Origin of the sequence: Catelliglobosispora koreensis DSM 44566 (assembly GCF_000379685.1) — a bacterium.
In the GTDB taxonomy this organism is placed as follows: domain Bacteria; phylum Actinomycetota; class Actinomycetes; order Mycobacteriales; family Micromonosporaceae; genus Catelliglobosispora; species Catelliglobosispora koreensis.
The window spans coordinates 376,862-388,582 of the sequence record NZ_KB903289.1 but is presented as its reverse complement, the minus strand read 5'-3'; the positions used below and the strand labels follow the sequence as shown (position 1 = coordinate 388,582).

The window sequence follows — 11,721 nt, the reverse complement described above, 5'->3', positions numbered from 1 at the left end:
GGAAAGCCGACAGGGCGGGCTCAGCCCTTGACGGCTCCTGACGTCAGGCCGCGCATGAACTGCCGCTGCATGGCGATGAACGCGATGACGCTGGGCAGCATGGCGAGCAAGGCCGAGGCGAGCAGCACGCCAATGCCGACTTCCTCATCGGAGCGCAGCGTGCGCAGCGCCAGCGGCAGCGTGAACTGCTGGGCATCGGTGGCCACGAGCAGGGGCAGCAGGTACTGATCCCAGATCATCGTGAAGCCGAAGATGCCGATGACGCCAAGAGCGGGGCGGCACAAGGGAAGCACGACCGACCAGAAGATGCGCAGATCTCCCGCGCCGTCCAGCCGGGCGGCCTCTTCCAGCTCCATCGGGATCTCCTTCATGAATTCCGCCATGACGAGGACGGAAAACGCCCAGGCCCCCACCGGGATGATCATGCCGAACAGGGAGCCGACCAGATTGAGATCCGAGAGCACCAGCGATAGCGGGATCGCCAAGACCTCTTCGGGCAGCATCATGGTGCTCAGGATGAGCAGGAAGACCAGCCGCAGTCCGGGAAACTTCTTGCGTGCCAAGGCATAGGCGGCCGAGATGCTGACCGCGATCTGCAGCAGCAACCCTCCACCCACGACGATGAAGGAGTTGCCCAGATACAGCAGCACATCGCGTTCGAACGCGGCCCGGAAGTTGTCCAAAGTGGGCTCTGAAGGCCACAGAGTCAGCGACGTCGGGTCGGTAACCCGGGTGAACGAGCTGACCAGCAGCGCCAGCAACGGCCCGGCGAACACCATGACCAGCAGTCCATAAAGGACCCACTTGCCCAGCCGCGCCCACCGCGACCGTAACGTGTGCAGCCCCAGGGCGGTTTCCAGCGCTTCAGCGCGACCAGCTCTCATCGCTTCTGTCCTCTCGCGCGGCTGAACTGCACCGCGAGCGTCAGCAAAACGGTGGCTAGCAACAGGATCATCGACCCGGCGGCCGCGACACCCAGCTCACCGCGTTCCAGCCCGAGCTTGTAGATCAGCGTCATCAGCACTTCGGTCGATCCGTTCGGCCCGCCGTTGGTGAGCAGGAAGACTTCAGTGAACACCCGCAAGCCACGAATGGCCGCGAGCGTGAACAGGATCGCGAACACCGGCCGCAGCGACGGCAGGGTCACGTGCCAAATCCGCCGGAAGATTCCAGCCCCGTCGGCAGCCGAGGCCTCGTAAAGGGTGCGGTCCACGCCCGCCAGGCCCGCCAGGAAGATCATCATGTCGTACGGAGCGCCCCGCCAAATGCCAACGGCCATAACGGAAAGCAGTGAGCTGTCCTCACCGTTGAGGAACTGCGACGGTCCCGCGCCGAGCCAGCCGAGGATGGTGTTCATCGTCCCGTCGGGCGCGGGGTAGTAAAGGATGCGCCACACCTCAGCCACGACAGCCATCGCGGCCACCGTGGGCAGGAAGACCGCTGTGCGCACGATCCAGAGCTGCCGGGCGCTGCCTTCGAGCAGCAGAGCCAAGGCGAGGCCGATGATGATTGACCCCGCGGTCTGCCCCAGAGCCAGGACGATGGTCTGCCCGATCGCGGCGAGGAAGTCCTCGTCGGTCGCGACCTGCTGGTAATTCGCCCAGCCGACCCAGCGGTCACCGAGGTAGGGCCGGACCTCGTGGAAACTCATCTCGATCGCACGCCACATCGGCGTGAACTTGAAAGCGGCGAAGAGCACCAGCGCCGGGGCCAGGAACAGCCACGGCGTGGTGCGCGTCATGAGTTTGGATTTCAAGAACCCGTGCCTTGCTTCTTGAGCTCGGCGGCGAATTTGTCAGCGAGTTTCGTCAGCTCGCCCTTGGTGTCTGAGCCGCAATTGGCGACGATGGCGCTCAGGGCCTCGGCCGAGGCCTGGCGGAACGGCGTCCACTCCGGAACGACCGGGTTGTAGCGCCCAGCGTCCTTGTAAACCTTGTCGAACACGAGCCAGCGCTTGTCCGCGCGGACCTTCGCCAAGTCGACGTTCTTGTTCACGGGCAGCCGCACCACGTTGCCGTCGGTGTCAGCCGCCATGCCGATCGTCTGCCCGTCGACGCCAATCAGGTACTCGGCGAATTTCTCTTGTCCCTCAGGGTTTTTCGACCCTGCCATCAGGTAGACGTTCTCGCCTTCGGCCAGTGACGCTGACTTGCCGCCGGGGCCCGCGGGCAGCGCGACAACCTCGTACTTGTCCTTGCCGAGGCTCTTGTCGAACCGCGCCATGTTGTAGGGGCCGGTGAAGTAGATGCCGCCCTTGCCGGTCTCGAACATGGGGTGCGCCTGAGTGGTCTCTGACGTGATCGCTCCAGGCACGACACTCTTGTCCGTGCAGAACTGGTCTTTGAGCCACTGTGCCGCCGCCACTGACGGCGTGGAGCTGATCGCCGGGCTGAGACTGCCCGTCTTGCCGCTGAAGTAGTCGCCTCCGGCTGCCCACAGGAAGCTGGAGAAGTACCAGTCGAGGTATCCCCGCTTGGTGGAGCCGGGAATCACGTACCCATAGGTGTCGGGTTTGCCGTTGCCGTCAGGGTCCTTGGTAGTAAAGGAGGTGGCCAGCTCGTCGAGCTGGTCCCACGTGGACGGCAGCGGAGCCCCCAGCTTCTCGCGCCAGTCCTTGCGGATGAACAAGGCGAACGATTGCGCCGAGAAGGGCACGGCATAGAACTTGCCGTCAGCACCCTTCGCCGCGTCCCAGGCGGCAGGCGTCAGATCGCCGGAACCGTCGATTTTGGACTGTTCCACATCGCGCACCAAACCCTGTTTCACGAGGGTACCCAGCTGAGCCGTGTCGTTGACGACGATGTCAGGCAGTTTCTTCTGCGCCGCGGCCTGCTGGAGCTTGGTCTCAAAGTCATCGAAGAGCGCCGTCACGTTGGCCTTGATGCCGGTCTTCTCGGTGAACTTGGCGGCTAGCGCGACGTGTGTCTTCTCGGTGTTGGAGCCGGGAGGTTTGCGCACCCAGATCTCGATCGGTGCGGTTGGGTCACCGGCCGGGGCGGCCGGGTCGGAGCCACAGGCGGACGTGCCTGCGAGCGCGAGGGCGGTCACCAGTGCAGCTGCGAGCTTGGCCGCTGGTCGACTGAGCATCGGTTGCTGCCTCCTGTCTACGTATGTGGACGAAATCTTCTAATGTGACAGCGGTGCAACGACAAAGTAGCGTCCGCTATCATGGCCGTCAACACTCCCGAAACACTTCTCGTGGACGGTGAACCCATGCGCGAAACGCAGGCGGACATCTCGCCGGTTAAGTCAGCCGAACGGACCGTGCGGATCCTGGAGACGCTCGCCGCGTCGCCGACCCGGCTAACGCTGTCTGAGCTTCAAGAACGTATGGGCTATCCGCGCAGCAGTCTGCATGCGCTAGTCCGCACGTTGCGGGAACTCAAGTGGGTGGAGGCCGATGAGAGTGGTTCGGCCTTTGGGCTCGGGCCGCACGCGCTGCTCTCGGGAACGGCTTATCTGGACCGGGATCCGGCCATCCCTCATGCTTTGGAAGCACTGGAAGACTTGCGCGCGGAAACCGGGTACACCGTCCACTTCGCCCGCCGCGACGACGCGCATGTCCTCTATCTAGCGAGCCGTGAATCGCGCGACGCGGTGCGAGTCGTTTCCCGGGTCGGGCGGCGGCTGCCCGCGCACCTGACGGCCCTGGGCCAGGCGATGCTGGCGGAGCTGACTACCGAAGAGGTCGACAAGATCCTGCCATCGAAGCTGGAATCCTTTACCCCGCATACGATTACGGACAAGGCCAAGCTGCACAAAGAGCTGGCCGTGATCCGCGACCGCGGCTGGTCACTGGAGCGGGAGCAAGGCACTGAAGGCGTGGCCTGTGTCGCGGCATCCGTGCACTACCGGATTCCCGCGACCGACGCGATCAGCTGCTCCATGCCGGTCGCCGCGGCCACCGAAGCCGAGATCGCCCGCGTCGCCAAAGCGGTCGTCGATCACACGACCGCTCTGGCCAGCACGCTGCGCCGCAACGGGATTCGCTAGCGACGTTTCGCGGCACGGACCCGGCGGCATCGCACGCGGCGCGCCGCCGGCCGGTTAATACGGGACACCAAGCGGAATGTCGCACCACTGCCCGCCCACGCGCGTGAGCACGGGATCGGCCCGGAAGTCGGGCTCCCCGTGCTCGGCAATCAGCTCGTCGGCGAAACCTTCCGCGTCGTCTTGCGGGTAGTAGCCGATCGCCTCGCCTTCGGCCAGCGACCACCAGCGGCGGGTGTTGCGGCTGATACCCCAGACGATCCGGAACCCGGGCGAGGGTGCCGACAGGCAGGCCTCGACGAGACGGTTGCCATCAGCGGGGGACAGCCACATCGCCAGGCCCCGCAGCCCTGGGGGCTTGGGAAACCACAGACCGATCCGCAGGCAGATGATGTCCATGCCGAACCGGTCGGCATAAAGCTGGCCGCACGCTTCCATGGCCACTTTGCTCCAGCCATAGATCGTGTCCGGGCGGCCCGGCAAACCTGCGGGAAGCGGCTCGTCGCCGCGCGTGTGGAAACCGGCCGCGTGATTCGACGACGCCAGCACCATGCGGTTGATGCCCGCCACCCGGGCCGCTTCGAGCAACAGGTAGGTGCCAAACATGTTGGCTTCCAGCACATCGCGCGCGTCGGACTCGCGGCTCTGCCCACCTAAGTGGACGATCGCGTCCACCCCTTCGAGCGCCTTGGCGAGCGTCGCCGCGTCGGTGAGAGAACCAATGACGGTCTCTTCGGTGCCTGCGTTTTCCAGGGGTTTGGGCTCTACGACGTCGAGGAGCCGCAGAACCCGGTCCGGCCGGGCAAGACCGGAGCGGAGCAGGGTCGCCACTTTCCCTGCCCCGCCGGTCACCAAGATTCGCTGCATGCGTCTGAGCTTAGTCACATGCCCGTCATCTAGCCAAGATGAAGTTTATTGTCCAGATACGTGGATGGCGATCGGCTGCCCCAGCCCGGAAGCGTTGAACCCGAAGTCCTCTTCCTGCCCAGGATTGATGTCGCCGTTGTACGAGACGTTCTTGAACGTATAGTGCTGTCCCGCAACGGTTCGCACCGACGACCAACTGCTCGACACCGTGGTGCCAGCGGGCAGGTCAAATTGGACCGTCCACGTGAGCGTCTTCGTGGCGCAGTTGTTCTTGATGAACACATCCATGCCATACCCACTGCTCCACGCTGAAGTCTGAACCGTGCGCACGCTCAAGCACCCGCTGCCCGTCGGACTCGGTGATACCGACGGCGAAGCCGATGGCGACGCGGTGGCGGTAACTGTCGGTGTCGGAGAAGGCGACCCGGGCGTCAGCGTCTTGAGGAACAAGGATGGTGCCGCGTCTGTGCGCGTCGCGTCCACGCCGTGCCCGCCGGTGTAGTTCAGTTGCTCCCGGCTCGCCCAGTCGGGGATCGGGGTTCCGTTGACATCAAGGTGTTTCCACCCCGTGCCGTTCCAGCCGAACTGGTAGATCCGCTGAAGGTCGGCGTAGTAAGGGGTATAGGCCGCGCCCGCGGTCACCTGCTTGGTCATGGTGTTGCGGAAGAAGACGTTGCGCGGGCCGCTCGATCCCGACCACTTCACGGCCTTCTTACCCGCGCCCCACCAGATGGGGAACCACGTCGAGCTGTCCGGGGCACCGCCGCCTTCCTCGCCACAGTTCGACAGGCAGTTGCCGGAACGGTGAGCGAACGGGACGGTCACCGTGTTGTTCTCGAACAGGTTGTGCCGCTCCCAGCCCCCGTGCAGGTTGAGGTCGGAGTCGAAGTCATTGCCAATCACGACATTGCCGCTGGCCGACCACTGGAACGTGAAGTGACGCAGGTTGCGGCTGACGTTTCCGGCATAGAGCGAATCCCAGACCCGGGAACCGCGGAAGTAGCCGTTGCCGCCCTTGCCTTTGTTCCACGAGCCGTCGAGGTAATTGTCGACGATCTGGAGGCGGTAGGCCTCCTCGGTCACGATCGGATGTGATCCTGTCATCTCGGCGCGGATCCCGCGTACCCACGAATTGGCGGCCCACTTGAACACGATCCCGTGCATCTCGTCGGCCGGTGACATGTTGCCGTAGTTGTTGACCGACAAGGGCCGGCTGAGCCCTGGCATGTCTTGCGTGAAAGCGAAGTTCTCAAAACCCACGCCCAGCACGGGGTCCACGAGCGGGGAGGCCTTGGAGTCGTAGACCACCCCGTCGATCGCCGCCGAGCCGTCCGAAGTGGACGTGACCGGAACGTCGAATTCCAGCGGCTTGTCGAGCGTCACGGTGCGGTTGGTGGCGTCAACGGCCGCGATGGTGAAGATCTGTTGCCGCATATGGATGTTCTGCAACGTCCCGTCAGCCGGCGTGATGTCCTGCGTGGCGTAGAAGTTCAGCGAGTTGGCCCCACGGATGTTCACCAGGCCGCCGACGGTGAAGTTGGCCAGCGATCCACTGGTCGCCAAGTGGACGACAGTGTCCCCGGTGCGGGCCGCGAAAGCGGTGTCGCCGGGCTTGCCGCGCAGCTTCAGCCCGGCTTTCCAGTGCACGTTCACGGTGCCTTCGAACAGGTCCTTGCGGTTGGCCGGAGCCGCCGCGTATTCACTGGCGTAGCTCGTGTGCACACCGCGCGACTGCACGCGGAACAGTCCACGGCCGGGCCAGATCCAGCCGCCCTTGGCCGAACCCGAGGTCATGCCGTCTTCGTCCCAATCGGAGCCATCGGGAGTCAGGGCGTCGTAGCGGGTGTTCGCGTCAGGGCGGAACACGATCTGCGTGCCGCCGGCCCCGTTGCCCGCTCCACGCAGGATCAGGTAATCGGCGTCCACACCGAGCTGCCGCGAGACATTCAGCGTCCCAGCGGGGAACGTGATCAGGGAAAGCTTGGTGTAGCTAGCGCTGGGGGAGCAGTTCGTACGGATGTTGTCGATCGCGGATTGCAGGCCAGTGGAGTCGTCGGCGCCGTCGTTGGCGGTGACTCCAAATTGGCTGGCCAGTTCAGCGGCGGTGATCTGGCAGGCCGCGTTGGGATTCACGTCGCTGGCCCCGGGCAGATTGGCTCCGCCACGGAAACCAGCCTTGGACCAGTCGTAGAGGCCAGCGACCGGGGCGCGGCGGTTGGCGGCGGAAAGGTCCAATGTGGTCAGTGCCGCCGCGGGCGCGATGACAGGCGCTGATCCCTGGCTCGCGACGGTTAACGCTCCAGCCACGACAAGTGCTGCCGTAACACCACTTATCAGCCGGAGGGGACGGAAGGGCGTTGTCATGCCGCCAGTTTGCTGACACCCGTCCATCTGGTCAATAGCCGTCTTCAAACTGACACGGCGTCTATATATGTGAATGGTGGGAGCGCTTCCGGAAGATCACCATCGCGATAGGACACTCATGGCGTGAACGAGATTCTGGTGCCGTTTCACGGGGAAGGCTCAGGCGTCAGCGACATGACGTGGGGGCAAAAGGAAATCTGGTGGACCATGCAGCGAACAGGACGAACGCTGAATATCGGTGGCGCGGTGGAGCTTTCCGCCGGACTGCGGCTCGACGAGGTCACGGGCATGCTGCGGTTCCTCGTGAGCCGCCATCAGGCGTTGCGGACCAGGCTACGGTTTTCTGCTGAGGCGGCGCTGCCTCAGCAAGAGGTCGCCGCTTCGGGCGAGGTTCCGCTTTGGATAGTGGACGCCGAGGACGATCCAGCGGCGGCCGCTGAGGCGATGCGGTCCGGATTCGAGACGGCCCCGTTTTCGCTTTCGAGCGACTGGCCCGTGCGCTGGGGTGTGGTCCGGCGCGATGGTGTGCTGACGCATCTGGCCGTTCAGTACAGCCATGTGATGGTGGATGGGTTCGGCATCGCCGCTCTCGTCAGGGATCTGGCGTTGTTAGGCAGCGGTCAGCCCGCGCAGGGCACCCGGCCGCTCAGCCTTGCCGCGGTCCAGGCCAGCCCGGCCGGGCACCGTCAGAGCCAGAAGTCCTTGCGCTATTGGGAAAATCAGCTTCAGCGGGTACGCCATGAGCCCGCCCGTGCCACCGGAGATGAGCAAGAGCAACGGTTCTGGGAGATCTTCTGCTACTCACCGGCCATGCACCTTGCGCTTCAGGTCATCGCCGCCCGCACCGGAACCGACACCTCCCACGTGCTGCTGGCCGCTTGCGCGGTCGCGCTGGCCCGGGTCACCGGCCAGGACATCAGTGTGCTGCAAGTGGTGGTGAGCAACAGGTTCCGGCCCGGATTCCGTGACGCTGTGGCGCAGTTATCACAACCCGGCGTTTGCGTCATTGACACGAGTGGATGTAGGTTCAACGAAGTAGTTGCCCGTTCATGGAAAGCGGCCACAGCCGGAACCCTGCACGGATACCACGACCCCTATGCCCGCGCGGCGCTGCTCGCCAAGCTGGCTCAGGACAACGGAGGCGAGTTCGATATCTCGTGTTTCATCAACGACCGCAGGACTCCCGAACCGTTGCCACCGGTGTTGCCGGCCGTGACGGAGATCCGGGACGCGATGAGCCGCACCGTCGTGCGCTGGGACCGTAAGCAGCCCACCTTCGATGGACGCTTCTACCTGCAGGTCGACTCCGCTCCGGACGCGAATGTCCCGGGGCGGCTAAATGAGGCCGAGCGAGAGCAGCCCGCCGTCTACTTCGCCCTGTGGGCGGACACGCGTTATCTGTCCCCGGCCCACATTGAGTCCTGTGCGCGGGAACTAGAAGCGGTGACGGTCGAGGCGGCTCTTGACGCCTAACCGATGCTGACGGATCCCACGGCCAGGCGATAGCCGAAGCCGTGGACCGTTTCGACGTGGTGCTGCCAGTCGCCTAGCTTGGTCCTGAGCCGCCGGATGTGCACGTCGACCGTCCGCTCGCCGCTGCGCTGATGGCCCCAGACGCTGTCCATGATCTGCTGGCGCGTGAACGCCTTGCCCGGGTGCCGGGCCAAGAACAGGAGCAGGTCGAATTCGCGTTTCGTCGTGACGATTTCGTCCCCGTCGGCTTCGACTGTCCTGCTGCCGGTGTTTATCCGGATTGGACACTCCGCCTTAGAAATCTGCTCGGCGCCCGGTTGGGCAACGACATCGAGCGTAGTTGCCCCAAGACTTCTGGCTAGCTGAGCCAGAGCCTCTTCGGGGCCGGTCACGGTCACGCTGAGGGTCACAGAACGCAACGAACTCTCCTTTCTGGAGAGTTATCACCTTAATTCATAATTGCACATACTTCGCGGTAACTTCCGGGTGATGTATATCGCTCCCCGCTACCGATCATAAACAGATAGTGTGCGCGCCCGCTCTCCCCAGGCGTAAATGTTCAATACAGCCTTACATAGGATTCATACGCTCTTTGGCATGACGGACATGACTGAACACGTGCTCACGGGCACTTTTGACATCACGGCCTGGGACGAAACCGTCTATGACGCACCAGAAAGCAGCCCACCGATGGCCAGAGCGACGGTGAGCAAAGCGTTTCACGGCGACCTCGAAGGCACGAGCGTAGCGGAAGTCCTCACAGCGGGTTCAGCTGAGGGGCGGGGATACGTTGCCTCAGAACGATTTAGTGGAACCATCAACGGTCGCGCCGGGACGATCGTCTTTCAGCACGGCGGCATTGACGACGGAACCTCCGAGCCATTCACCTTCGGCCGCATCGTCGCCGGGACGGGAACGGCAGGGCTAGCAGGCCTTTCAGGCGAAATCACCTATGCCCACGACGAGCACGGTGCTCGCGTCACCCTGAGAATCCGCGCCGGCTCATAGACTCGCCCTTATGCGTTTGCAGCGGTACCGGCACCGGTGCAGGTCATGCCAAACCGAATACTTCCTGCCGTGGGCCGACCTCTCCTTCTTCTATGGAACGTTCCTCGGCGTCACGAGGCGTGGCGAAGTCGCGGTGCTCGACTCCTTCAGCGATCCGGTCTTCGACGAAGTCAGCATGCTGGTCAGCAACTACCTTGGCCCGCAGGAGACCTATGAGCGGGGAGTCGTAGTCCGTCAGGTGATTTCGGCGATCAGTGACAAGGACCCGCACGGCGAGCCGTTCGTGCTTGACGGTCTGCCGGGGTGCCCGGAGTGCGGCAAGAAACGGACCGCAGCGCCGAAGTTCACCGGCGAGGAGTGGATGGCTGACGTGCCGCCGTTGTCGCACGAGCAGTGGGACAACTGGCCGTTTCTGCAACGGGCGCAAACCGTCAAAGCACTGCTCGCCGAGATGGGCCTGAAGGAGCCGCCCTAGCGGTGGGCGGCTGCCAGACGTTTCGGAGCCGACAGCCGCCAGGCGGCGTCGAGCAGTTCTTCGAGCTCGCCCCGGTCGACTTTCGCGAGGTTGACCCGGATCCAGGCGAACTGGCCACCGGCCCAGGCTGGGCTGAACGTCGCGGGATCGCTTGCCACCGTGGCCTCTTGCTCTTCCCTGGTGGCCTTGAGGGTCACGCGAGTGTCGTCATCGGACAGATAACAGAACGCCTTGCCACGCACGCGCAAAGACCGGTATTCCCCCGCGACCCGCAGTTGCGTCTCCGGCAAAGACTCAGCCAGCTTGATAAAGGCCGCCATCTTCATCCCCATGCCGGGCACCCTCTCACACGGCTACGACACTCTCCCGCACGCGCGAGGCCAGCAGGGCCTGATCGAGATCGCGCCACAGGTCGCTTACGTCCTCCAGCCCGACCGACATGCGCAGCAGGTTAGGCGTGATGCCACCCGTGTCCTTGCCCGCCTCGTCCACGAGACGGTGCGTCAGACCGGCCGGGTGCTCTATCAAACTGTCCACCGACCCGAGACTGACCGCCGGAGTGATCAGCTCCAGCGCCTTGACCATCACGGCCGGGTCCCCGAGTACCTCGAAGGCGATCATCGCCCCTGGCCCGCGCATCTGGCGCCCAACGAGTCCACGCGCGTCGGCACCAGGCAGGCCGGGATAGTGAACTTTGGACACTGCCGAGTGGACCGCCAGGCGAACAGCCAGGCTTGCGGCCGTGGCCTGTGCCGCGTTGACCCGCAATGCCAGCGTCGGCAGCCCGCGGTGCAGCAGATAGCCGGACAGCGGGTGGAGCACAGCACCGGTCAGGATGCGCAACTGCCGCAACGGTGCCGCGCGGTGTTCGACACACGCGACCACACCGGCAAGCACATCGCCATGCCCGCCAAGGTATTTCGTGCCCGAGTGAATCACATAGGCGGCGCCGAGCTGAGCCGGGTTCTGCAACACCGGTGTGGCGAAAGTGTTGTCGACGGCGACGGGCACCTGGCCGGCCTGAATGACGACGGTCGCGATGTCGGTCAGGGTCAGGGTCGGGTTGCCCGGGCTCTCGATGAAAACCAGCCCGGTGTCCGGCCGGATCGCGGCCGCGACTTCGTCTTGCCCGGCCCAGGTGACTTCCAGGCCAAGCAATCCGGACGCGAGCAGGTGGTCGGTTCCGCCATAGATAGGCCTAACCGCGACCACGTGCCGCTTGCCCGTCATCATGCACGCGGCCTGGAACACAGCCGTGATCGCGGCCATGCCAGAGGAGAACGCGACCGCCGCTTCGCACTGCTCAAGCTGGGCCAAAGCGTCCTCGAACCGGGCAACGGTCGGGTTGTGCAGACGGGAGTAAACAGGAGAAGCCGCCGTCGCCGCGCCATCGGCGAACTCCGCGAGCGCCTGGCCGCCCAGTGCCTGATCCGGGATCGGGTACGTGGTCGACAAGTCCAGCGGCGGAGCGTGTATCCCGAGGAAAGCCAGATCGGCCCGGCCGGCGTGCACGGCCTGCGTCGCGAATGCGTGCGTCATGGCGG

General features: G+C 64.5%; 12 protein-coding genes. 4 read left to right on the top strand and 8 right to left on the bottom strand.

Annotation, left to right across the window (positions count from 1 at the left end; translation table 11 throughout):
- Positions 1-20: 20 nt before the first annotated feature.
- The 3 genes from A3E1_RS0129850 to A3E1_RS0129840 are packed head-to-tail and all read right to left on the bottom strand — an operon-like array spanning position 21 to position 3,087.
- Entirely contained in the window at positions 21-884 is an 864-nt protein-coding gene (locus A3E1_RS0129850; protein ID WP_020524478.1) for a carbohydrate ABC transporter permease, read from the bottom strand.
- Entirely contained in the window at positions 881-1,741 is an 861-nt protein-coding gene (locus A3E1_RS42815) for a carbohydrate ABC transporter permease (RefSeq protein ID WP_020524477.1), read from the bottom strand. Before A3E1_RS42815 ends, A3E1_RS0129850 begins: the two co-directional genes overlap by 4 nt.
- 11 nt (positions 1,742-1,752) lie before the next feature.
- Positions 1,753-3,087, bottom strand: coding sequence for a sugar ABC transporter substrate-binding protein (locus A3E1_RS0129840; RefSeq protein WP_020524476.1), 1,335 nt, complete (start codon positions 3,085-3,087; stop codon positions 1,753-1,755).
- Between the two features lie 81 nt (positions 3,088-3,168).
- Between A3E1_RS0129840 and A3E1_RS0129835 the strand changes: the two genes are divergently transcribed.
- Positions 3,169-3,993 (top strand): IclR family transcriptional regulator, encoded by an 825-nt coding sequence (locus A3E1_RS0129835; protein WP_020524475.1) that lies wholly within the window; start codon positions 3,169-3,171, stop codon positions 3,991-3,993.
- 54 nt (positions 3,994-4,047) lie between these two features.
- On the opposite strand, the gene A3E1_RS0129830 is transcribed toward A3E1_RS0129835, so the two are convergent.
- Together A3E1_RS0129830 and A3E1_RS48615 are read right to left on the bottom strand one after the other, a co-directional pair.
- The gene (locus A3E1_RS0129830; protein ID WP_020524474.1) at positions 4,048-4,857 is read right to left on the bottom strand and encodes an NAD-dependent epimerase/dehydratase family protein; all 810 of its coding nucleotides are present in this window, start codon (positions 4,855-4,857) and stop codon (positions 4,048-4,050) included.
- Positions 4,858-4,902: 45 nt separating this feature from the next.
- Positions 4,903-7,221, bottom strand: coding sequence for a cellulose binding domain-containing protein (locus tag A3E1_RS48615; RefSeq protein WP_083929701.1), 2,319 nt, complete (start codon positions 7,219-7,221; stop codon positions 4,903-4,905).
- A gap of 123 nt (positions 7,222-7,344) precedes the next feature.
- Here A3E1_RS48615 and A3E1_RS0129820 point away from each other — a divergent pair, with 123 nt between their 5' ends.
- Positions 7,345-8,694 (top strand): condensation domain-containing protein, encoded by a 1,350-nt coding sequence (locus A3E1_RS0129820; RefSeq protein ID WP_020524472.1) that lies wholly within the window; start codon positions 7,345-7,347, stop codon positions 8,692-8,694.
- Here the strand turns inward: A3E1_RS0129820 and A3E1_RS42805 are convergent.
- The gene (locus A3E1_RS42805) at positions 8,691-9,104 is read right to left on the bottom strand and encodes a winged helix-turn-helix domain-containing protein (RefSeq protein ID WP_020524471.1); all 414 of its coding nucleotides are present in this window, start codon (positions 9,102-9,104) and stop codon (positions 8,691-8,693) included. The two genes, A3E1_RS0129820 and A3E1_RS42805, sit on opposite strands and share 4 nt — an antisense overlap.
- 187 nt (positions 9,105-9,291) lie before the next feature.
- Here A3E1_RS42805 and A3E1_RS0129810 point away from each other — a divergent pair, with 187 nt between their 5' ends.
- Both A3E1_RS0129810 and A3E1_RS0129805 read left to right on the top strand, forming a co-directional pair.
- Positions 9,292-9,702, top strand: a complete 411-nt coding sequence (locus A3E1_RS0129810; RefSeq protein WP_020524470.1) for a DUF3224 domain-containing protein — start codon at positions 9,292-9,294, stop codon at positions 9,700-9,702.
- A gap of 10 nt (positions 9,703-9,712) precedes the next feature.
- Positions 9,713-10,177, top strand: coding sequence for a hypothetical protein (locus tag A3E1_RS0129805; RefSeq protein WP_020524469.1), 465 nt, complete (start codon positions 9,713-9,715; stop codon positions 10,175-10,177).
- Here A3E1_RS0129805 and A3E1_RS0129800 read toward each other — a convergent pair.
- Together A3E1_RS0129800 and A3E1_RS0129795 are read right to left on the bottom strand one after the other, a co-directional pair.
- Positions 10,174-10,509: an MmcQ/YjbR family DNA-binding protein gene (locus tag A3E1_RS0129800; RefSeq protein ID WP_020524468.1), complete on the bottom strand. Its 336-nt coding sequence runs from the start codon at positions 10,507-10,509 to the stop codon at positions 10,174-10,176. The two genes, A3E1_RS0129805 and A3E1_RS0129800, sit on opposite strands and share 4 nt — an antisense overlap.
- A 13-nt stretch (positions 10,510-10,522) precedes the next feature.
- Positions 10,523-11,716 carry a trans-sulfuration enzyme family protein gene (locus A3E1_RS0129795; protein ID WP_026208975.1) on the bottom strand — a complete coding sequence of 398 codons (1,194 nt, stop codon included), beginning with the start codon at positions 11,714-11,716 and terminating at the stop codon, positions 10,523-10,525.
- Between the last annotated feature and the right edge of the window lie 5 nt (positions 11,717-11,721).

Bases quoted from the DNA above. Each gene is read 5' to 3' on its own strand.
- A3E1_RS0129850 (WP_020524478.1), bottom strand. From the start codon at position 884: ATGAGAGCTGGTCGCGCTGAAGCGCTGGAAACCGCCCTGGGGCTGCAC.
- A3E1_RS42815 (WP_020524477.1), bottom strand. From the start codon at position 1,741: ATGACGCGCACCACGCCGTGGCTGTTCCTGGCCCCGGCGCTGGTGCTC.
- A3E1_RS0129840 (WP_020524476.1), bottom strand. From the start codon at position 3,087: ATGCTCAGTCGACCAGCGGCCAAGCTCGCAGCTGCACTGGTGACCGCC.
- A3E1_RS0129835 (WP_020524475.1), top strand. From the start codon at position 3,169: ATGGCCGTCAACACTCCCGAAACACTTCTCGTGGACGGTGAACCCATG.
- A3E1_RS0129830 (WP_020524474.1), bottom strand. From the start codon at position 4,857: ATGCAGCGAATCTTGGTGACCGGCGGGGCAGGGAAAGTGGCGACCCTG.
- A3E1_RS48615 (WP_083929701.1), bottom strand. From the start codon at position 7,221: ATGACAACGCCCTTCCGTCCCCTCCGGCTGATAAGTGGTGTTACGGCA.
- A3E1_RS0129810 (WP_020524470.1), top strand. From the start codon at position 9,292: ATGACGGACATGACTGAACACGTGCTCACGGGCACTTTTGACATCACG.
- A3E1_RS0129805 (WP_020524469.1), top strand. From the start codon at position 9,713: ATGCGTTTGCAGCGGTACCGGCACCGGTGCAGGTCATGCCAAACCGAA.
- A3E1_RS0129800 (WP_020524468.1), bottom strand. From the start codon at position 10,509: ATGGGGATGAAGATGGCGGCCTTTATCAAGCTGGCTGAGTCTTTGCCG.
- A3E1_RS0129795 (WP_026208975.1), bottom strand. From the start codon at position 11,716: ATGACGCACGCATTCGCGACGCAGGCCGTGCACGCCGGCCGGGCCGAT.